Annotated in this window: 19 protein-coding genes; 9 read left to right on the forward strand and 10 right to left on the reverse strand. The window is 72.1% G+C overall.

The window, feature by feature from the left end; translation table 11 throughout:
• Positions 1-59 precede the first annotated feature (59 nt).
• The gene (locus ABTW72_RS22230; RefSeq protein ID WP_350861464.1) at positions 60-1,523 is read left to right on the forward strand and encodes an alpha/beta hydrolase; all 1,464 of its coding nucleotides are present in this window, start codon (positions 60-62) and stop codon (positions 1,521-1,523) included.
• A gap of 47 nt (positions 1,524-1,570) precedes the next feature.
• On the opposite strand, the gene ABTW72_RS22235 is transcribed toward ABTW72_RS22230, so the two are convergent.
• The 4 genes from ABTW72_RS22235 to ABTW72_RS22250 form a co-directional block, all read right to left on the reverse strand.
• Positions 1,571-2,227 carry a class I SAM-dependent methyltransferase gene (locus ABTW72_RS22235; RefSeq protein ID WP_350861466.1) on the reverse strand — a complete coding sequence of 219 codons (657 nt, stop codon included), beginning with the start codon at positions 2,225-2,227 and terminating at the stop codon, positions 1,571-1,573.
• Between the two features lie 92 nt (positions 2,228-2,319).
• Complete coding sequence (locus ABTW72_RS22240; protein ID WP_350861467.1) at positions 2,320-3,573, reverse strand: RNA polymerase sigma factor; 1,254 nt, start codon at positions 3,571-3,573, stop codon at positions 2,320-2,322.
• Complete coding sequence (locus ABTW72_RS22245; RefSeq protein ID WP_244219096.1) at positions 3,570-3,926, reverse strand: YciI family protein; 357 nt, start codon at positions 3,924-3,926, stop codon at positions 3,570-3,572. The genes ABTW72_RS22240 and ABTW72_RS22245 overlap by 4 nt, the downstream gene beginning before the upstream one ends.
• 147 nt (positions 3,927-4,073) lie before the next feature.
• A complete protein-coding gene (locus ABTW72_RS22250) occupies positions 4,074-5,330 on the reverse strand; it encodes a DUF2786 domain-containing protein (protein ID WP_350861469.1) in 1,257 nt (418 codons plus the stop codon).
• Positions 5,331-5,627: 297 nt separating this feature from the next.
• On the opposite strand from ABTW72_RS22250, the gene ABTW72_RS22255 reads away from it, so the two are divergent.
• Positions 5,628-6,110: a DUF2243 domain-containing protein gene (locus ABTW72_RS22255; RefSeq protein ID WP_350861471.1), complete on the forward strand. Its 483-nt coding sequence runs from the start codon at positions 5,628-5,630 to the stop codon at positions 6,108-6,110.
• The gene (locus tag ABTW72_RS22260) at positions 6,071-6,958 is read left to right on the forward strand and encodes a cytochrome c oxidase assembly protein (RefSeq protein ID WP_350861473.1); all 888 of its coding nucleotides are present in this window, start codon (positions 6,071-6,073) and stop codon (positions 6,956-6,958) included. The genes ABTW72_RS22255 and ABTW72_RS22260 overlap by 40 nt, the downstream gene beginning before the upstream one ends.
• On the opposite strand, the gene ABTW72_RS22265 is transcribed toward ABTW72_RS22260, so the two are convergent.
• From ABTW72_RS22265 to ABTW72_RS22285, 5 genes are all read right to left on the reverse strand, one after another.
• Positions 6,959-7,234: a hypothetical protein gene (locus tag ABTW72_RS22265; protein WP_350861475.1), complete on the reverse strand. Its 276-nt coding sequence runs from the start codon at positions 7,232-7,234 to the stop codon at positions 6,959-6,961.
• Between the two features lie 84 nt (positions 7,235-7,318).
• The gene (locus tag ABTW72_RS22270) at positions 7,319-8,440 is read right to left on the reverse strand and encodes a CaiB/BaiF CoA transferase family protein (protein WP_350861477.1); all 1,122 of its coding nucleotides are present in this window, start codon (positions 8,438-8,440) and stop codon (positions 7,319-7,321) included.
• Complete coding sequence (locus ABTW72_RS22275; RefSeq protein WP_350861479.1) at positions 8,437-10,593, reverse strand: 3-hydroxyacyl-CoA dehydrogenase NAD-binding domain-containing protein; 2,157 nt, start codon at positions 10,591-10,593, stop codon at positions 8,437-8,439. Before ABTW72_RS22275 ends, ABTW72_RS22270 begins: the two co-directional genes overlap by 4 nt.
• A gap of 14 nt (positions 10,594-10,607) precedes the next feature.
• A complete protein-coding gene (locus ABTW72_RS22280) occupies positions 10,608-11,822 on the reverse strand; it encodes an acetyl-CoA C-acetyltransferase (protein ID WP_350861481.1) in 1,215 nt (404 codons plus the stop codon).
• Complete coding sequence (locus ABTW72_RS22285) at positions 11,812-12,978, reverse strand: acyl-CoA dehydrogenase family protein (RefSeq protein ID WP_350861483.1); 1,167 nt, start codon at positions 12,976-12,978, stop codon at positions 11,812-11,814. The genes ABTW72_RS22280 and ABTW72_RS22285 overlap by 11 nt, the downstream gene beginning before the upstream one ends.
• 332 nt (positions 12,979-13,310) lie before the next feature.
• Between ABTW72_RS22285 and ABTW72_RS22290 the strand changes: the two genes are divergently transcribed.
• The 3 genes from ABTW72_RS22290 to ABTW72_RS22300 all read left to right on the forward strand — a co-directional run bounded on the left by ABTW72_RS22290 (position 13,311) and on the right by ABTW72_RS22300 (position 15,740).
• Positions 13,311-13,973, forward strand: a complete 663-nt coding sequence (locus ABTW72_RS22290; protein WP_350861485.1) for a TetR/AcrR family transcriptional regulator — start codon at positions 13,311-13,313, stop codon at positions 13,971-13,973.
• 254 nt (positions 13,974-14,227) lie between these two features.
• Entirely contained in the window at positions 14,228-15,076 is an 849-nt protein-coding gene (locus ABTW72_RS22295) for an MBL fold metallo-hydrolase (RefSeq protein ID WP_350861487.1), read from the forward strand.
• Between the two features lie 4 nt (positions 15,077-15,080).
• Complete coding sequence (locus ABTW72_RS22300; RefSeq protein WP_350861489.1) at positions 15,081-15,740, forward strand: CGNR zinc finger domain-containing protein; 660 nt, start codon at positions 15,081-15,083, stop codon at positions 15,738-15,740.
• Between the two features lie 9 nt (positions 15,741-15,749).
• On the opposite strand, the gene ABTW72_RS22305 is transcribed toward ABTW72_RS22300, so the two are convergent.
• Positions 15,750-16,601, reverse strand: coding sequence for a zf-HC2 domain-containing protein (locus ABTW72_RS22305; RefSeq protein WP_350861491.1), 852 nt, complete (start codon positions 16,599-16,601; stop codon positions 15,750-15,752).
• Between the two features lie 72 nt (positions 16,602-16,673).
• Between ABTW72_RS22305 and ABTW72_RS22310 the strand changes: the two genes are divergently transcribed.
• The 3 genes from ABTW72_RS22310 to kdpA all read left to right on the forward strand — a co-directional run bounded on the left by ABTW72_RS22310 (position 16,674) and on the right by kdpA (position 19,894).
• A complete protein-coding gene (locus tag ABTW72_RS22310; protein ID WP_350861493.1) occupies positions 16,674-17,714 on the forward strand; it encodes a TRM11 family SAM-dependent methyltransferase in 1,041 nt (346 codons plus the stop codon).
• Between the two features lie 435 nt (positions 17,715-18,149).
• Positions 18,150-18,239 carry a K(+)-transporting ATPase subunit F gene (gene kdpF / locus ABTW72_RS22315; RefSeq protein ID WP_036410889.1) on the forward strand — a complete coding sequence of 30 codons (90 nt, stop codon included), beginning with the start codon at positions 18,150-18,152 and terminating at the stop codon, positions 18,237-18,239.
• Entirely contained in the window at positions 18,239-19,894 is a 1,656-nt protein-coding gene (kdpA, locus tag ABTW72_RS22320; protein ID WP_350861495.1) for a potassium-transporting ATPase subunit KdpA, read from the forward strand. The genes kdpF and kdpA overlap by 1 nt, the downstream gene beginning before the upstream one ends.
• Positions 19,895-19,913: the final 19 nt, after the last annotated feature.

A 19,913-nucleotide genomic window follows, 5' to 3' on the forward strand; every position in this document is an offset into this window, starting at 1 on the left:
ACCTCGCCTGCTGGGCGAGTTTCACCGGCAACGCTCCTTCGAGGAGAGGACAGCACCTCATGCTGCGCGTACGCAAATCCGCCGTCGGCTGGGCGGTCGCCCTGGCCCTCACGGCCGCCGGCCTGACCCCGGCGAGCCCGGCCGCCGCCGCCCGCCCACAGCCCGTCCCGACGATCGACTGGCGGCCCTGCGCCGCGGACACCAGCGCCGAGTGCGGCACCCTGTCGCTGCCGGTGGACTGGGACCGACCCCGGGGTGAGCGCTTCGACCTTTCCCTGGCCCGCCGGGTCGCCGATCCGGCCACCCGGGAAGGTGCGCTGGTCTTCGGTCCCGGCGGACCGGGCGACAGCGGGGTCGACCGGGTGGTGAACGGCAGCTCCCGGTTCAGCGCCGACCTGCGTGCCCGGTTCGACATCGTCAGCTTCGACCCCCGCGGCACCGGCGGCAGTCACCCGGTGGTCTGCGCCCGGGACCTGCTCGCCCGGCAACCGCAACTGATCGCCGATCAGGCCCGGTTCGACGCCGTGCTGGCCAACAACGCGCTGCTGCGCGCCGACTGCCGGGCCCGCACCGGAGCGCTCTACGACCACGTCGACACCACCAGCGCCGCCCGTGACCTGGACGCGGTCCGCGCCGCGCTCGGCGAACGGCAGTTGACCTTCCACGGCAGCTCGTACGGCACAGTGCTCGGGCAGCGGTACGCCGAGCTGTACCCCGGCCGGGTCCGGGCCATGGTGCTGGAGGCAGCGATGGATCACAGCCTCGGCACCCGTGACTTCCTGGACACCCAGGCCGTCACCGCGGAGGGCGCGTTCGACGAGTTCCTGGCCTGGTGCGCCCGCTCGGCCGACTGTGTCCTGCACGGTCGCGACGTCCGGGCCAGCTGGGCCGGGCTGCACGCCCGGGCCGAGCGTGGCTCGCTGACCGACCCGGACCAGGCCGGGGCCGCGCTCGCCCCGTTCGAGCTGAGCCGCCTCGCCCACAAGAAGCTCTACGACACCTGGCGGTGGCCGGGGCTGGCCGAGTGGCTCGTCCGACTGGAGGGCGCCGCCACCACACCGAGCGTCCGCCCGTTGGCGGACCAGTCCGTGGCCCCGTACCCCTTCGCGGTCTTCTGTCAGGACTGGAGCCTGCCGGTCCGCGACTACAGCGAGTACGCCGGACATCTGCGCCGGGCGGCCCGGCTCGCGCCGGACCTGCGCTACCCGCCGGCGTTGTTCGCGCTGGTCACCTGCCTGGGCACTCCGACGCCGGTCGCCAACCCGCAGCATCGGCTGCGGGTCCACACCGACGTGCCGCTGCTGATCGCCGCCACCGTGCACGACCCGGCCAGCGGCTACGGCTGGGCGCGCAACGTGGCGCGGCAGTTGGGCCGGCACGGCGCGCTGCTCACCTACCAGGGGTGGGGGCACGGCAGTTACAGCAGCAGCCCGTGCGTGCAACGAGCCGTCGACTCGTACCTGATCGATCAGGTGGTGCCCGCCCGGGGTGCCAGCTGCCCGGCCGTCGAACCCGCTGTGTGACCGCCGCTGCCGGCCGCCGGGGCGTCCGGCGGTCGGCAGCGGTGTGCTCACTGGCGTCGGGTGGCGCGTACGACCACGTCGTACAGCGGGACCTCCCGGCCCGGCATCGTGCGGCGGTGCTCCTCGGCGGTGACGATCTCCCAGGTGCTGCTGTCCAGGCCGGCGGTGATGTCCGCGAGGGTGACCGATGCCTCGTCGGGCGGGTGGTGCCCGTGGCCGTGGCCGTGGCCGTGCCCCTGTTCGCCTGCCTCCGAGGTGTGCAGATGCCCGACGATCAGGAGGGTGCCGCCGGGGGCAACCCAGCCGGCGATGCGGTCGTAGAAGGCCAACTGCGGCATCGCGGGGTGCGCGTAGTGCGTCGTGACCAGGTCGAACCGCGTCTCCGGGGCCCAGGCCGTGAGGTCCGCCTCCACCCACCGCACGCGTTCGGAGACCCCGCTCTCCGTCGCGCGTTCAGCGGCCCGAGCGAGGGCGACGGGCGCGATGTCGACGGCGGTGACCTGCCAGCCGTGGGCGGCCAGCGAGATCGCCTCGGCGCCCGCGCCGCACCCGGCGTCCAGCGCCGAGCCCGGCACCAGAGCGCCGATCTCCCGGGCCAGGTACGGGTGCGCGGGACTCGTGCTCATCGCGCCGGGACGGTCGTGGTGCGCCTGGTGCCAGTGCCGCTCCCAGTAGTCCTTGTCGAACTCGTGCTGCTCGGTCATCTGTGCCTACCCCCTTCGCGCGTCCGCCACGACTGTGACCGGTGACCGGGCGATGCGCAAAGATTGTTGCCAAAACGGCAAGACGACGTCGCTCACCCCTGCCCGGTCAGCCGGGCCGCCCGTCCCTCCAGGTAGCGCTGCTCGGGCCGGCTCGTGGTGCCCCGCGCCGCCATCAGGTACGCCTCCCGCGCCGCACCGACCTCCCCGGCCAGCTCCAACAGGTGAGCCCGGACAGCGGCCAGCCGGTGGTGCCCGGCCGTGCGTTCGTCGGCGTCCAACGGCGTGAGCAGGGCGAGCCCGGCCCGGGGCCCGTCGACCATGGCCACCGCCACCGCCTGGTTGAGGGTGACCATCGGGTTCGGCGCGATCCGGGCCAGCAGTCGGTAGAGGGCGACGATCTGCCGCCAGTCCGTCTCCGCCGCCGTCGACGCCTCGGCGTGCACCGCGGCGATCGCCGCCTGGAGCTGGTACGGGCCGGGAGGCGACCAGGTCAGCGCCTCGGTGATCAGGGCGACCCCCTCCGCGATGGCGGCGGCGTCCCACCGGGAACGGTCCTGCTCCGCCAGCGGCACCAACTCCCCGTCCGGCCCCACCCGGGCCGCCCGGTGCGCGTCGGTCAGCAGCATCAGTGCCAGCAGCCCGGTCACCTCGCCGTCGTCGGGCAGCAGCCCGCGCAGGATGCGGGCCAACCGGATCGCCTCGCCGGTCAGCTCGGCCCGGCGCAGGTCCGGGCCACTGGACGCGGTGTAGCCCTCGTTGAAGATCAGGTAGAGCACCCGCAGCACCGTTGTAAGCCGCTCACCCCGCTCGGCCGGCCCGGGCATGGTGAACCTTGCCCCGGCAGCCTCGATCCGCTGCTTGGCCCGCCGGATCCGTTGACTCATCGTCGCCTCGGGCACCAGGTGCGCCCGGGCGATCTGGGCGGTGCTGAGACCGCCGACCGCCCGCAGGGTGAGCGCCACCTGCGCCGATCCGGGCAGCGCCGGGTGGCAGCAGAGGAACAGCAGCGTGAGGGTGTCGTCATCGGCCGGAACGGTGGGCTCCGCGTCCGCCGCGGGCGCCACCCCGGCGTACGTCGGCTCGCGCCGCGCCACCGCCACCTCGCGGTCCCGGCGCGCGCTCTCACTGCGCCACTCGTCGGTGAGTCGGCGGGTGGCCACGGTGAGCAACCAGGCGCGCGGATTGTTCGGTACGCCCTGCCCGGGCCACTGCGTCGCAGCCGCGAGCAGCGCCTCCTGGACCGCGTCCTCGCACCTGTCGAACTGTCCGTGCCGACGGACCAGCAGGCCGAGGACCTGCGGCGCGAACGTGCGCAGCAGATCCTCGACCGTCCGGTCCTCGGTCACATCTCCGTCCCGGCCTCGTCCATGATCGGGCGGACCTCCATCGCGCCGCCGTACCGGACGTCCGGCCAGCGGGCGGCGATCTCGGCAGCCCGCTGCGGGCTGTCGCAGTCGACGGCCAGGTAACCGGCGAACTGCTCCTTGCTCTCCATGAACGGGCCGTCGAGGACCTCGGGGCTGCCGTCCACGAGCCGGACCGTCAACGTCTGCGACGGATTGGCCAACGCCTGGCCGCCGATCAGCTCGCCGGTCTCGGTCAGCTCCTTCATGATCTCGTCGACCTCACCGAAGAGGGCGGTGCGCTCCTGCTCGCTCAGCTCCTCGGTGAAGCCGGGCCGGTTCCAGATCAGCAGCATGTACTTCACGGCGATGCTCCTCAGGCTCTGGTCGCACCCCGATCCGGGCGCGACTCACCGGAGGGTCGGAGCCGTTCCCCCGATCCCTACCGCGTACCGAAGAAAATCGCAGAAACATCCGCCGGGGGCGTTCCCACGCCGGATGGTTCAGCGCGGATCGGGTCGGCCGGGCACCTGTCGGGGCTTCCGGGCGCCGCCGACGTCCAGCGAAGCCCGGTCGGCGGCCGAGGTGCCGGACGACCAGCCCTCGGCATCCCGCACGCTGAGCCGGTGCCGGGTGACGCCGGGAAAGAGCGTGTCCAACCGTTCCCGGACCGCCTCGCCCCGCGCCGCGAGCACCGGCAACAGCCGTTCCGCCCCGGCCGTTTCGGCCGCCGCCTGGTCCGCCGCGGTGGTCGCCGCCTCGGTGGCGGTGCGCAGCCGCTCGCCGATCCGCAGCGCGAACGCGTTGAGGAAGGACTCGTCCCAGACCTTCGTCCGTCGCCCCGACCCCGGCCGGCGTTCGGCGCGCCCACGCAGCATCGCCGCCGTGGCCTGGACCAGCAGCGACGTGTAGAGCAACTCCACCGCCACCAGATCGGCCGGCCAGCCCAGCACTGTGGCGAAGCCCAGATCGTCGGACCAGACCGCCTCGCACCGGTTCGCCGCCGCCACCTCCTGCACCAGCAGCGCCTTCGCGCCCGCGTACGGGGCGTCGGTGCTCAGTCGGACGCCGCCGGGCAGGTCCCCGCGCTCCGACCCGACCGCCAGCAGCGCCTCGTCGATGCTGTGCCGGGCGATCAACTCCTGGGCCTTCCCCGTCAACGCCTCCGCCTCCGCCGGGAAGGTGGTCGACTCGGCCTTCGCCAGCAGCGCCCGCACCCGATCCAGCATCGGCGACCCGCTGCGAGCCGTGCCCGCCGTGCGGGGCAGTGCCGCGCCGCTCGTGCCCGGCGGTGGGCGCAGCACCGCGATCGGCGGCAGGCTCTCCACCAGCGCGAGAGTGTCCACGGCCGCGCGGAGCGCGTCGGCCCGGTCCAGACCCTCCCGGCTGGCCCAGCCGGCCAGCACGCTGCCGTCGGCCTCGGTGGCCGCCAACTCGCGTAGCTGGTCGTCCCACCAGGCCGGGACCGGCTCGGCCTGGTCGCGCCGCTGGGCGGCCATCGCGGCACGGACCAGCCGGGCCGCACGGGCGTCGAGCCGTCGACTGGTGATCCGGTCCACGTCGACGGGCTGCCAGCCGCGCGGCCACAGCCGGCCCAGGCCGCGGACCAGGCGTCGCAGCAGAGCGGCGTCCACCGCCGTGGTGCCGTCCGCGGCGCCGGTGCCGACCATCAGTTGGTCCAGCTGCCGTTCGGCCTGCCGTACGTCAGTGCCGCGCACCGCCGCGAGCGCGTTGGCGACGAGTTCGTCCGCGTCCGGCACGGGCACCTCCTTCTCGGGATCTGGCTGTCGCTGCCCCTTCAGGCTGCATGATCATGCCGCTAGTGGTGCGGGAGTCGTGAAACGGGGATGGCCCGGGGCCGGCTCGGCCGCGATCGACGTGGGCCGACCTTGATCGACAAGGGGTTTTGGAAGTCGGGGTCCGGGGTGGCGGGACACCCCACTGTCACCGATCCCGTGTTGATCACCGACGCGAATGCCCGCGGCGGCGCTGACCGGGCATGTTTCGGCATGTTCGGGGTAGTTCCGACCTGACCCGAGGCGGATGCGAGGTGTGTGGTGGTCGATTCGAGCCTGCCGAGCGCACGCGCCGCCGACCGACGCTCCTCCACGCTCGTCGGCGTCCTGATCGGCATCGCAATCATGGCTGCGGTGGACGAGATCGTCTTCCACCAGTTGCTGGCGTGGCACCACTTCTACGACCGGTCCACCCCATCGGTGGCGCTGCTCTCCGACGGACTGCTGCACGCCGCCGAGCTGATCATCCTGGTCGGCGGGTTCTTCTGGTTCGCCGACCTGCGTCGACGACGTGTCCTCTCGAACCGGCTGGCGTGGGGTGGCTTCCTGCTCGGTGCCGGAGGGTTCCAGGTCTTCGACGGGGTGGTCGACCACAAGGTGCTCCGGCTGCACCAGATCCGCTACGGCGTACACCTGCTGCCGTACGACGTGCTGTGGATCGCGTCCGGCGCGGTGCTGCTGTTGGCCGGCGCCGGGGTGCTGTGGTGGGCCCGGTCCCGGCGGCCCGACTCCGGCCCCCGATGACGGTGGCCGGGCCGCTGGCGCACGCTGGGCACGGTGCGGCCGGGCCGAGTTGGTTCCCGCTGTTCCCGGTCGCGGTGGTGGCGGTCGGCTACGTGCTGGCCGCCGTACGCGACCCGCGGGGTTGGGACCACCGACGCACCGCCTCCTGGCTGGTCGGGTGCGCCCTGCTGGCGGTCGCCGTCGGGCCGCTGGCCCAACTCCCCGACAACCCCAGCGGGCACATGGCGCAGCACCTGCTGCTCGGCATGCTGGCCCCGCTGGGGCTGGTGCTCGGCGCCCCGGTGACGCTGTTGCTCCACGTCGCGCCTCCGCCGATGCGCCGGCTGGTGGGTCGGCTGCTGCGCGCCCGCCCGCTGCACCTGCTCGCCCACCCGTTCACCGCCGCGCTGTTGACCACCGGCGGGTTGGCGTTGGTGCTGCTCACACCGCTGTACGCGGCGGCCGAACGGCAACCCGCCCTACACCACGCCGTGCACCTGCACTACCTGGCCGCTGGCTACCTCTTCGCCTGGTCGTTGGCCGGGCCGGACCCGGCACCGCGTCGCCCCGGACTGGCGGTACGGGTTGGCGCGTTACTGGCCGCGTCGGCCGGCCACGCCGTGCTGGCCAAGTACCTGTACGCCCAGGCCGAAACCCTCCCGCCCGGCCTGACCGACCGGGACCCGGAGGCGTTCCGCTCGGCCGCCCAACTCATGTACTACGGCGGCGATCTGGCCGAGCTGCTCCTGGCAGCAGCCCTCTTCGCGGCGTGGTACCACTCCCGCCGCCCCCGCCCGTCCCCGTCCCCATCCCCGTTGATCAAGAGGTTTGCGTCACCGGAAGGCGGTTCCTTGACGCAAACCTCTTGATCAGCTCGAAGGTGGGGTGGCTAGTGCGGCGCAGAGTCGGCGGAAGAACGAGCGGATCTCGTCCTCGCTGTGGTGCGTCTCCGCCTGGTCGTTCAGCGGGCCCGAATAGCGCAGCGCCTGGTCCAGCGCGTCACGCGTCTCGGCCCGGTCTCCCGGATAGAGCCCGGCGGTCACCCCGTCGACGACCCGGGTCACCACCGAGTCGTCGAGCACCCGGTCGAACTGGATTCCGTAGAGGATCCCGTTCACGTGGCCCTTCCAACTGTCCGTACCCATGCTCATCGACTCCCCAAGAAGTTCGGCGCCGTCCCAGGTGCCGCGAAAGTGCCTGTGGAACGGCGCTGCCGCCGACCGCCGGGCTCACCGCCAGGCGGTGAGAATGTCCTCGACCGGTAGGACGTCCTGCTCCGGGTCAGGTGCGGGGGTTGGTTGGTCGGCCGGGGTGCGGTCGAAGCGGGGTGCGGGGGCCGGCTGGATCTCGCCGCCCACCTCGACGAACGTGCCCCGGGCCGCGTTGTGCGGGTGCGCGTGCGCCTCGCCGGGGGCGAGCACCGGCGCGACGCAGGCGTCCAGGTCGGCGAAGACCGCCGTCCACTCGTCCCGGGTGCGCTCGGCGAACCGCTCGGTGAACCGGCGGCGCAGCTCGTCCCAGCCGCTCGGGTCGTACTGGGCGGGCAGGTCCGGGTCGTCGGCGAGGCCGAGGCCGGTGAGCAGTACGGCGTAGAAGGCCGGTTCCATCGCGCCGACCGCCATGAATCCACCGTCGGCGGTGGCGTACGTGTCATAGAACGGCGCCCCGCCGTCGAACATGTTGCGCCCGCGCGGGGCCGCCCACAGGCCGGTGCCGAGCAGCCCGTGCAGGAACGAGGTGAGCAGCGCCGAGCCGTCCACCATCGCCGCGTCGACCACCTGGCCGAAGCCGGAGCGCTCCCGCTCCAGCAGCGCGGCCAGTACCCCGACGGCGAGCAGCATCCCGCCGCCGCCGAAGTCGCCGAGCAGGTTCATCGGCGCGTACGGGCGTTCGCCGGCCCGTCCCAGCGGCTCCAACGCCCCGGCCACCGCGATGTAGTCGATGTCGTGCCCGGCTCGGGCTGCCAGCGGGCCGTCCTGACCCCAGCCGGTCATCCGGGCGTACACCAGCCGGGGGTTGCGGGCCCGGCACACCTCCGGTCCGAAGCCGAGCCGCTCGGCCACCCCCGGCCGGTACGCCTCGACCAGCACGTCCGCGCGCTCGGCGAGGCGCAGCAGGTCCGCCACCCCGGCCGGGGACTTCAGGTCCAGCGCGGTGACCCGCCGGCCGCGTTGCAACGGCCCGCTGGTCGGTGCGGCCAGCCGGCCCGCTCCCGGGGCGCCCGGCCGGTCCACCCGCACCACGTCCGCGCCGAGGTCGGCGAGCACCATGCAGCCGAACGGCGCCGGCGCGAGGCTGGCCAGTTCGACGACCCGCACCCCGGCCAGCGGACCGCCGCGCGCCGCCGTCACGCGACGTCAGCCGGTTCGGCCCGACGGGCGGCAAGCCGGTCGGTCAGGTCGGCGGGAGGCGTGAACCGGTCGCCGTAACGGTCGGCCAATTCGGTGGCGCGGGCCGCGAAGCCGGCCGGGCCGCCCGCGTACTGCCGGACGTAGCGGATCACCCCGCCCGTCCACGCCGGGAAGCCGATGCCGAAGATCGAGCCGATGTTGGCGTCGGTCTCGGTCCGCAGCCCCCCCTCGTCGAGGCAGCGCAGCGCGTCCAGCGCCTCGGCGAAGAGCATACGCTCCTGGAGGTCGGTGAACGGCACCGCCCGACCGGCGTCGGTGGTCAGGTCGGCGAGGCCGGGCCACAGTCGGCCCCGGGTGCCGTCGTCGTAGGAGTAGAAACCTCGTCCGGCGGCGCGCCCCGGCCGGTCGTACGCGTCGACCAGCTCGTCCACCAGGCGGTGCGCCGGCAGCGGGCGGAACTCCTCGCTGGCCGCCTCGAACTGGCGACGAATCCGCTGGATCAGCGTGAGACTTACCTCGTCGGCCAGCGCCAGCGGCCCGGTCGGGTAGCCGGCCTGAAGGGCGGCCTGCTCCACCGATGCGGCGGGGACACCCTCGGCGACCATGCCGACCGCCTCGTCGATGAACTTGCCGATCACCCGGCTGGTGAAGAAACCCCGGCCGTCGTTGACCACGATCGGGGTCTTGCCGATCCGCCGGCCCAGGTCGAACGCCCGGGCCAGGGCCACGTCCCCGGTGCGCTCGCCCACCACGATCTCCAGCAGCGGCATCCGGTCCACCGGAGAGAAGAAGTGCATGCCGATGAAGTCCGCCGGCCGGTCCACGCCGGCGGCCAGCCCGGTGATCGGCAGCGTGGAGGTGTTGGAGGCGAGCAGCGCGTCGGGCGCCAGGACGGGCAGCACCTCGGCGAAGACCTGCTGTTTCAGCGCCGGGTCCTCGAAGACCGCCTCGATGACCGCGTCGCATCCAGCGAGGGCGTCCACCTGGTCGGTGGTGGTGATCCGGTCCAGTACGGCGCGGGCGTCCGCCTCGGTAGTGCGACCCTTGCGTACCGCCCGGGCCAGCAACCGCTCGGCGTGCCCCCGGGCCCGGCCGGCGGCCTCCGGCGTGACGTCCTTGACCACGACGTCCAGCCCGGCGCTGGCGCAGGCGTACGCGATGCCCGCGCCCATCATGCCGGCCCCGAGCACCGCCACCCGGCGTACCGGTGGGGCGTCCACATCGGCCGGTCGGGCCGCGCCACCGTTGACGGCCTTCAGGTCGAAGAAGAACGCACCGATCATGTTCTTGGCGACCTGCCCGGTGAGCAGGCCGATCAGGTGCCGGGTCTCCACCGTCAGGGCGGTCTCCAGGTCGACCTGTGCGCCCTCGACGGCGGCGGCCAGGATCGCCTCGGGCGCGGGTAGCCGGGCGCCCTTGAGCTGCTTGCGCAGCGTTGCCGGGAAGGCGGGCAGTTGTGCGGCCAGCGAGCGGCTGGCCGGGGTGCCGCCGGGCATCCGATAGTCCGGTCGGTCCCACGGCTGTGCCGGGCGCGGGTTCGCCGCGATCCAGGCCCGCGCCCGCTCCAGCAGCTCGGCGGGCGTCGCGACCACCTCGTCGACCAGCCCGACGGACAGCGCCTCGGCCGGGCGCATCCGCCGGCCGGTGAGCAGCACCGTGGTCAGCGCGCCGGCCAGGCCGAGCATCCGTACGGTCCGGGTGACGCCGCCCGCACCGGGCAGCAGGCCCAGTGTCACCTCGGGCAGACCGAGCCGGCTGCCGGGCACGTCCAGCGCGATCCGGTGGTGGCAGGCGAGCGTGATCTCCAGGCCACCGCCGAGCGCGGAGCCGTTGACCGCGGCGACCACCGGTCGGCCCAGCGTCTCCAGGCGGCGCAGGTCCCGCTTGATGGTGCCGAGCAGGTCGGCCAGGTCGGGCGCGTCGGCGCGGGTGGCCCGGATCATCTCGGGCAGGTCGCCGCCGGCGAAGAAGGTCGACTTCGCGCTGGTCACGATGACGCCAACGAGATCGCTCTCGGCCTCCAGCCGGTCCAGCGCGGCGCTCATCGAGGCGGCGTACGCCCGGTTCATGGTGTTGGCGGACTGGGTGGGGTCGTCCAGGGTGAGCGTGACGATGCCGTCGGCGCCGCGGTCGTACCGGATGGTGTTGGTCATGGTCGTCCTCCGGGTCAGCAGCGCTCGAGAACGGTGGCGACGCCCATGCCGCCGCCGATGCAGAGGGTCACCACGGCCCGGCGCAGGTCGCGACGCTCCAACTCGTCCAACGCCGTACCGAGCAGCATCGCCCCGGTCGCGCCGAGCGGATGGCCGAGCGCGATCGCGCCGCCGTTGACGTTCACCCGGTCCGGGTCGAGGCCCAGGTCACGGACGTACTTGAGCACCACCGCGGCGAACGCCTCGTTGATCTCGAACAGGTCGATGTCGTCGAGGGTCAGCCCGGCGACGGCGAGCGCCTTGTGGGTGGCCGGGATCGGGCCGGTCAGCATCAGCGTCGGGTCGGCGCCGGTGACCGCCGCGCCGACGATCCGGGCGCGCGGGGTGAGGCCGAGATCCCGACCAACCTGCTCCGAACCGATCAGCACCAGCGCCGCGCCGTCCACGATGCCGGACGAGTTGCCCGCGTGGTGGACGTGCTCGATAGCCTCCAGCCAGTGGAACTTCTGCAACGCGACAGCGTCGAAGCCGGCCGCCTCGCCCATCGTGGCGAAGGACGGGGTGAGCTTCGCCAGCGCCTCCCGGGTGGTCTCCGGGCGCGGGTGCTCGTCGACGGTGAGGATGTCCAGCCCGTTGCCGTCGCGGACCGGCACCACGGAGCGGGCGAAGTATCCGCCGGCCCACGCCTTGGCGGCCCGCTCCTGCGACCGCAGCGCGTAGCCGTCCACATCGTCGCGGGTGAAACCCTCCACTGTGGCGATCAGGTCGGCGCTGACGCCCTGCGGCACGAACGACGTGGCCAGCGCGGTCTGCGGATCGGTGGCCCAGGCCGCGCCGTCGGAGCCCATCGGCACCCGGGACATCGACTCGACCCCGCCGGCCAGCAGCAGATGCTCCCAGCCGGAGCGGATCCGCGCCGCGGCGGAGTTGACCGCCTCCAACCCGGAGGCGCAGAACCGGTTGAGCTGCACCCCGCCCACCTGGTCGGGCAGCCCGGCCAACAGCGCGGCAGCGCGGGCCAGGTCGCCGCCCTGCTCGCCGACCGGGGTCACGATCCCGAGCAGCAGATCCTCCAGCCGGCCGACGTCCAGGCCGGGGTTGCGCTCACGCAACGCGTCGATCAGGCCGACCACCAGCGAGATGGGCTTGACCCCGTGCAGCGCGCCGGTGTCCCGGCCGCGTCCGCGCGGGGTGCGGACCGCGTCATAGACGTACGCCTCAGAGAGCACGGGCGATCAACTCCTTCATGATCTCGTTGGTGCCGCCGTAGATCTTCTGGACGCGGGCGTCGGCGTACATCCGGGCGATCGGGTACTCCGTCGTGTAGCCGTAGCCGCCAAAGAGCTGGAGGCACCGGTCGACGACCTCACACTGCCCGTCGGTGAGCCATGACTTCGCCATCGCCGCGGTGGAGACGTCCAGGTCGCCGCGCGTGTGTCGGACGATGCAGTCGTCCAGGAAGACGCGGCTGACCCGGGCGCGGGTAGCGCACTCGGCGAGCACCATCCGGGTGTTCTGGTGACCCATCAGGGTCTTGCCGAAGGCGGTGCGCTCCTTGGCGTACGCGACAGTCAGCGCGACCGCCCGCTCCATGGCCGCGACCGCGCCGACGCCGATGACCAGCCGTTCCTGCGGGAGCTGCTGCATGAGCTGGATGAAGCCCAGCCCTTCGGCGCCACCGAGCAGGTTCGCCGCCGGCACCCGGAACTCGTCGAAGAACAACTCCGCGGTGTCGTTGGCGTGCAGGCCGATCTTGGACAGCAGTCGGCCTCGCCGGAACCCCTCCGGGTCGCCGCCCACCTCGCAGACCAGCAGTGAGACGCCGGCCGCCCGCTGCTCGGGGTCCGTCTTCACGGCCACGATGACCAGGTCGGCCAGACCGCCGTTGGTGATGAACGTCTTCGCGCCGGTCACCAGGTAGTCGTCGCCGTCGCGGACCGCCCGGGTGCGCATCGCCTGAAGATCGGAGCCACCGTCCGGCTCGGTCATCGCGATGGCGCCGACCAGCTCACCGCTGCACAGGCCGGGCAACCAGCGTCGCTTCTGCTCCTCGCTGCCGTACGCCACCAGGTAGCCCGTGACGATGCCACTGTGGACGGCCAGGCCGAGGCTGCCCTCCCCGGCGTACGCCTGCTCGTGCAGCAGCACCGCCTCGTGGGTGAACGCGCCGCCCCCACCGCCGTACTCCTCCGGGACCGACAGGCCGAGCAGCCCCAGCTCACCGGCGCGCCGGTAGTGCTCGCGGTCCGGGTGGCCCTGCTCCTGAAGGCGGTCGGCGTGCGGCAACACCTCCTTGGTGAAGAAGGTGCGGGCCAGCTCGGCCAGGTCGTCGTGCTCCGGCTCGTGCCAGGGTGAGGGGGAGCCGTCGGGCGGGGGGGTCGGCATGTGCACCACCCTCGCGCTCTGTTGGCGGCATGTCAATAAGTCGTGATCAGCTGCTGGGCGCGGGCTTTCGGCTCGTCCGCGAAGAGGCAGGCTGAGCGAGAAGTGGGAGGTCGCTGCCGATGCTGGACGAGGTGGCGGTGCAAGATCGTGCTCGAACCAGGATGCAGTGGCCTCGGCTGCTCGGCGATGCCACTACATCCTGGAAGTAGCACGATCTTGGCGAGCTGACGCCGCGTGAGTAGGCCAGTGGCAGCTCTGACGACTGCTGAGCGACCAAGTGGTCAGGGTGAGGAGCGGCGGCCGACCGGTGAGCTGTCGATAGGGTCGGGCAGATGAGTGTCGAGACGGCCCCGCGCCGCCGCCGTTTGGAGCCGGACGCCCGGCGTGGGCAGATCCTGGCCTGCGCGGTCCGGCTGTTCGGTGAGCGCCCGTACGCGGACGTGTCGACCACCGACGTCGCCCGCGAGGCAGGTGTCGCTCGCGGTCTGGTCAACCACTACTTCGGTGCGAAGAAGGACCTCTACCTGGAGGTCGTCCGGGTCATGGTGACCATCCCCGAGGTTGCTCTGGAGCGGTTGCCCAAGGGTGATCTCCGCAGCCGGGTCGACGCCAGCGTCACCTGGTTCCTCGACGTGGTTTCCCGGCACAGCACCTCGTGGCTGGCGGCGGTCACCGCCCGGGGGATGGGCGGCGACGCCGACGTGGAGCGGGTGCTCGCCGAGGCCGAGGAGGTCGCCGCGGACCGCATGCTGGTCGCCGTCGGGCTGGCCGGCGAGGCGGAGCACCGCGAGGAGTTGCGCGGGATGGTCCGGGCGTACGGGGGTCTGGCCACCTCGACCGCCCGCGAATGGCTCCAGCGTGGCGCGCTGACCCGCGCCCAGGTGCACCTGCTGCTCACCATGACCCTGCTGACCATCGTCGAACAGGTCATCCCGCAGGTCCTCGCCGTGGACGGTTCGACCCGGCCGGCGCAACCGGCTGAGCCTCCGGCGTAGCGGCTGAGCCTCCGGCGTAGGGCGTAGCAGGCGGCCCGGACCCGCACCCGCTCCCGGGTCGGGCCGCTCTGCCCTGGTCACGTGGCAGGCCGGCTCACCTCCAGCCGGTGGTCCTCGGCGTGTCCGACCCGTGGTGTGCCGCAGGCCACGGGCGCGATGATCGTAGTGAAATAGGCATAGCGCCTATGGTTATTTCAGTAGTCGGCGGGTACCCACCCGCGACATGCGGGCGATCGCGCCACCGAGGAGGAGACATGACCACATCTGTCCTGTCCTACGAGGTCTTCGTCTCGGACGGTCCGGTGCGAGCGGGTGACCAGCGCATGCCGGACGGGTCGCGGATCCACTGGAATCCGGTCTCGTCCACGTTGGTCTACGGAGCCGAGGAAGCGCTCCTCGTGGATCCACCGTTCACCCACGAGCAGATCTCGAAGGTGGGGGACTGGATCGCCCGGTCGGGCAGGCGGCTGACGTACATCTACGCCACCCACGGGCATGGTGACCACTGGTTCGGCGCGGCTGAGCTGGTCAAACGCTTCCCCGGTGCGGTCACCTACGCGACGCCCGGCACCATCGAGGTCATGCACCAGCAGGCCACCGTCGGGCGGAGTGAGTTGTTCGATCGGGTCTTCCCCGGCCTGATCCCGGAGTCGCCGGTCGACGCGGTGCCCGTGCCGGCCGAAGGGTTCCTGCTCGAGGGCAATCTCATCCAGCCCGTCGAGACCGGCCACACCGACACCGATCAGACCACCGTTCTGCACGTCCCGTCGATCGGCCTGGTGGTCGCCGGCGACGTCGTCTACAACGGGGTTCACCAGTACATCGTGGAGACGGTCGACGGGGGCCTGCGGCAGTGGCTCGACGCCCTCGACCGCGTCGAGGCGCTCGCGCCCCGCGCGGTCGTCGCCGGCCACAAGAACCGGAACCGCCCCGACGATCCGGCAAGCATCCACCTGACCCGGAAGTACCTGCTGAACGTGGAGCGGCTGCTGGCCGAGAAGTCGACCGCCCGCGAGTTCTTCGACGAGATGGTGCGGCTCTACCCGGACTGGGTGAATCCGGGCCCGGCCTGGTACGGGGCGCTCGCCCTGCTCGGGAAGTGACCTGATGGCTACCTCCATGCCCGAACCCACGGCAGGTGCGGTGGCCGGGCCGTGGATGGCCACCGCGAGGTACGGCATCGACCCTGCTCCGGGCGGCCTCGGGCTCGTCCAGGATCTGCTCAACACGATCTCGGCCGGCGCGCCACGGCAGGCGGACCTCCTGGACGGTCTGGACAGCGCTACCGAGTGGGTACGGCTGGCCGTCGGGCAGTGGTCGACGGCCACCGGGCGCCCGGCGCCCGACGTCACGCTCGACGCCGCAGGGCTCCGGACGCTACGGATCTTCCGCGAGGAGTTGCTGGACGAGATCGATGCCAGGCTCCACGCCACGCCCGACCCCGGGCAACCGGTCGTGCGGGTGGACCGGGTTCCGACCGGATCTCGTACCGCCGGTGCCACGCTCCGGCTCGATCGAGACGGATCCGTCCACCTCGACCCGGCCGGGGTCGGTGCCGATCTGCTGGTCTCGCTCGTCCTCGCCGCGCTGTTCGAGGCGCAGCTCGCCAATGTCGGGCGGCGGATCAAGACCTGCCGCAACCCCCGCTGCCGAGTGGCGTTCTACGACCGCTCCCGCAACAACAGCGGAGTCTGGCACTCCGTACGCGCCTGCGGGCACCCGACCAACCTGCGCGCCCACCGCGCGCGGCAGCGGCAGGTGGACTGACTCAGCCGATCAGGCGGCCCGGCGTTCGTCGGCCTCGCCGGCGCGGGTGGATCGACCGGCATGCGCCGCCGGGGCGGCGTACCGGTCGGCCGCCTGCGCTGGATAGGACTCGGGGCGTACCACCCGCAGCGGCCGGTCCACCTCGTCGGCCCCGAACCGCCAGCGCGACGGTGCCGGCTGCCGCTGTGGTGCCGGGCCACCGGGGCGCAGGCCGGGCCGGGACAGCAGCACGGTGATCAGGTAGCCGACCACCAGGAAGCCGTGGCTGATCAGCCGTTCCCCGCCCACCGAACCGGTGGCCAGGTCGTTGACCGACAGCAGCAGCAACGTGCCGACGAACGCGCTGAGCATCGGCAGCAGCCCGGCGGGTGGGCTGCGGCGCAGCGCCACGAAGAGGAAGCCCGCGCCCACGGCCACGTTCCACGCCGCCGACTCGTGCCACAGGTGCTGGCCGGTGGGGTGCAGGTGGTCGGCGGTCGCGCCCCGGCCCACCTGGGCCAGGCCGAGCACCAGTTGCACCGCGCCGAGCAACCCGAGCGCCGACCGCAGGCCGGCGACGAGCGGGCCACGTCCGAACGCCGCGCGCAACCCGGCGACCAGCGGGCCACGTCCGTCCGAACGCCGCCACCGCGATCGGCGGGCCGGGGCCGCGTTGGCGGCGGCAAGGATCGCCGCAGTCCGGTCGGGCACCTCAACCACCAATCGGGTACGAACCCGACGGGTCACCGCGGCCGCCGCCGTGAACCAGGCCCGGCAATCGGCGCACCCGTCCAGGTGCCCCTGCACCGCCGTCAGTTCGGCGGCGGTCTCCTCCCCGTCCAGCTGCGCGGACAGGACCTCCCGCCACTGCTCACACCCCATGTATCGGTAGTCGCTCCGGCAGGCGCTCCGGTTCCCGACGACCGTGACCGGTTGTGAAATACTCCCCGGATCATGACGCGTTACGGCCTGCTGATCCTGCCCGCCACCAACCGGGTGTACGCCCGCGCCGCCGTCGACCTCACCCGAGCCGAGCTGGAGATCTTCGGCCGCTCGGCGCTGGTCGGTCGGATCGGCGAGCTGGACACCGAGGTTGTCGGAGGGGCGTCCTACATCACGTTCACCGGCGACGGGCTGACCGAGCGTGACCTGGCCGTCCTGGGCAACCTCTCCGCCGGGTACGCGTTGTTCGAGATCGTCGGTGAGCTGTTGCGGCCGATCGAGTGGAGCCATCTGGACCGCTACGACGACGATCTGCTCACCATCCAGAAGTACCCGGGCAAGACCAATGAGCAGTTCACCAAGCTGCTGCTCAACGTCACCCTGCTCGCCTCGGACTGGGCCGCCGAGATGACCAGCCGCCGGTTTCGGGTGCTCGACCCGCTCTGCGGTCGGGGCACCACCCTCAACCAGGCGCTGATGTACGGCTTCGACGCCGCCGGGATCGAGCGCGACCAGAAGGACGTCGAGGCGTACCGGGCGTTCATCACCACCTGGCTGAAGCAGAAGAGGGTCAAGCACCGGGTGCTGGAGTCGGGGCCGGTGCGGCGGGAGCGCAAGGTGGTCGGCCGGCGGGTGCGGATCGAGTTGGCGCCGACCCGCGAGGAGCACAAGGCCGGCCAGACGCAGTTGCTGGACGTGGTCAACGCCGACACCGCTCGCTCGGCGGAGTTCTTCCGCCCGGAGACCGTGGACCTGGTCGTCGCCGACGCGCCGTACGGCGTGCAGCACGGCAGTCGTACCGCTGGGCAGGGGTTGGCCCGCGACCCGCTCGCGTTGCTCGCGGACGCCGCGCCGGTCTGGGCCCGGTTGTTGCGCCCCGGCGGTGCGCTCGGGATCTCCTGGAACACCCACGTCGCCAGCCGGGACGACGCGGCGGCGGCGTTGGCCGACGCCGGCCTGACCGTGGTCGACGCCGAGCCCTACCGCGCGCTGCGGCACCGGGTGGACCAGTCGATCATGCGAGACGTGCTGGTGGCCCGCCGCCCGGCCTGAACGGCCTCGCCCCTGCGCCTCCGCTGCGCCATGCGTCACCCATCCGGGTAGCGCATGGTTCTTTCGTGCACTGCCCTTGCTCTGCACCTGGGGACGCACCAGCCACGGACCGTGAGTGTCGCCTCCGTGGGTGCCGAGCAGAGGGCGGGCAACCGGTTGTGGCCTCTCGCGGACCACCGAGGGACTGTGCCGCATTTCACCTGATCAGCGCCTCGATGTGAAAACCACGTCAAGAAAAGGTTCGCCGCCGTCATGGTCGCGTTATGACCCCTGCCGTCCGGCGGGGGGTGGGGCTTTGATTGCCCGGCGCGACCGGAAGGCGGTCGCGACGAACCTTTCCGGCTGAGGAGTCAGCGTGTCTGACGTGGTGTTCGTGGTCCTGACGGTGGTGCTGTTCGCAGTGCTCGCCCTGGTGGTCCGGGCGGTGGAGAAGCTGTGAACGCTGTCAACGCCGTCGGTCTGGTGCTCGCGGTCGTCCTGGGCGCGTTCCTGGTGTTCGCCCTGCTGTTTCCGGAGCGCTTCTGATGACCATGACAACAGCGGGCGTCATCTTCGTGTTGACGCTGGTGGCGGCCCTGGTCGCCGTCTACAAGCCGTTCGGCGACTACATGTTCCGGGCGGTCTCCGGCACCAGGCAGTCGCGGGTCGAGCGGGGCATCTTCCGACTGGTCGGGGTCAACCCGGCCGCCGAGCAGACCTGGGGCGTGTACGCGCGCAGCGTGCTGGCGTTCTCCGCGGTCTCGATCCTGTTCCTGTACCTGTTCCAACGGGTGCAGAACCACCTGTGGCTGTCGCTGGGCTTCGACCCGGTGGTGCCGCACGGCGCGTGGAACACGGCCGTGTCGTTCGTGACCAACACGAACTGGCAGTCGTACTCGGGTGAGTCGACGATGGGCCACCTGGTGCAGATGGCCGGCCTGGCCGTGCAGAATTTCGTCTCGGCGGCGGTCGGCATCGCGGTGGCGGTCGCGCTGGTACGCGGCTTCGCCCGCAGCCGCACCGGGCAGCTCGGCAACTTCTGGGTCGACCTGACCCGGGTCACGCTGCGGATCCTGCTGCCGATCGCGGTGCTCGGCGCCATCGCGCTGATGATCGGCGGGGCGGTGCAGAACCTGTCCGCCGGCACCGACGTGAGCACGCTGACCGGCGGCACCCAGACCATCACCGGTGGTCCGGTCGCCAGCCAGGAAGTGATCAAGGAGCTGGGCACCAACGGTGGCGGCTTCTACAACGTCAACAGCGCGCACCCGTTCGAGAACCCCACCACCTGGACGAACTGGCTGGAGATCTTTCTGATCTTCCTCATCCCGTTCAGCCTGCCCCGGGTCTTCGGTCGGATGGTCGGGCAGAACCGGCAGGGCTACGCCATCGCCGCGGTGATGGGCATCCTCGCGTTCCTCAGCGTCGCCATCACCAACATCTTCGAGCTGGCCGGCCACGGCACGGTGCCGCAGGCGGTCGGCGCGGCGATGGAGGGCAAGGAGGTGCGGTTCGACGTGTCGAACTCGGCCACCTTCGCCGCCGCCACCACGCTCACCTCGACCGGTGCGGTGAACTCGTTCCACGATTCGTTCACCTCGCTCGGCGGCATGATGACGATGGTCAACATGATGCTCGGCGAGGTGGCGCCGGGCGGCACCGGTTCGGGGCTGTACGGCCTGCTCATCCTCGCGGTGATCACGGTCTTCGTGGCCGGGCTGATGGTGGGCCGCACTCCCGAGTACCTGGGCAAGAAGATCGGGTCGCGCGAGATCAAGTTCGCCTCGCTCTACTTCCTGATCACGCCGATCCTGGTGCTCGTCGGTACGGCGACGGCGTTCGCCACCGGCAACAACTCCACCGCGCTCAACGTCGGCCCGCACGGCCTCTCCGAGGTGCTGTACGCGTTCACCTCGGCCAGCAACAACAACGGCTCGGCCTTCGGCGGCATCACCGTCAACACCACCTGGTGGGACACCGCGCTCGGGTTGTGCATGCTGCTGGGCCGGTTCCTGCCGCTGATCTTCGTGCTCGCGTTGGCCGGCTCGCTGGCCCGCCAGGCACCCACCCCCGCGTCCGAGGGCACCCTGCCGACCCACCGACCGCTGTTCATCGGCATGGTCGTCGGCGTCACCGTGGTCCTCGTCGCGCTGACCTTCCTGCCCGCGCTCGCGCTCGGTCCGCTGGCAGAGGGGCTCTGACCATCATGAGGAACGAGGA

This window comes from Micromonospora sp. NPDC127501, assembly GCF_040302185.1.
GTDB lineage: Bacteria > Actinomycetota > Actinomycetes > Mycobacteriales > Micromonosporaceae > Micromonospora.